The organism is Pseudanabaena sp. PCC 9330 (assembly GCF_055795045.1).
In genome coordinates this window covers 1-365 of the sequence record NZ_JAYFES010000035.1, presented here as the reverse complement: position 1 = coordinate 365, position 365 = coordinate 1, and the positions used below count along the sequence as shown (strand labels likewise).

The window sequence follows — 365 nt, the reverse complement described above, 5'->3', positions numbered from 1 at the left end:
ACCTGAGTTCGACAGCTAAAAAGCGGCTTGTGGCAGGGCTTTAAGCTCATAGTCAGGGATGCCTAACGAGGGCTTATCGGGGTGGTAGGAATAGGCGATCAGGCCTGAGACCAGATTGACGAGGAAGTTGAAAGGACTGCGGTGCCGCGAATGCTCGATCTGGCAGAGGTTTTTGAGCTGGTCATTGACCGTCTCGATAATCGGACGCTTACGCAGCAGGATCTTGTCCAGTAGCGGCATCAGGGTGTTTTTCATGTTCTTGCGACGTTTGGTAATCAGCTTTAGACCACGCTCAAAGAGCGACTCAAAGAGAGCCTGGGAAATATATCCTCGGTCGCCAAACAGCTTCCCGACCAGGCCTTTAG

The 365-nt window shown here is 52.3% G+C and carries 1 protein-coding gene; it reads right to left on the bottom strand.

Annotation, left to right across the window (positions count from 1 at the left end; all coding sequences use genetic code 11):
- Nucleotides 1-15: 15 nt before the first annotated feature.
- A partial coding sequence (locus AC0QKW_RS00695) for a transposase (RefSeq protein ID WP_473149148.1) occupies nucleotides 16-365 on the bottom strand: 350 nt, incomplete at its 5' end.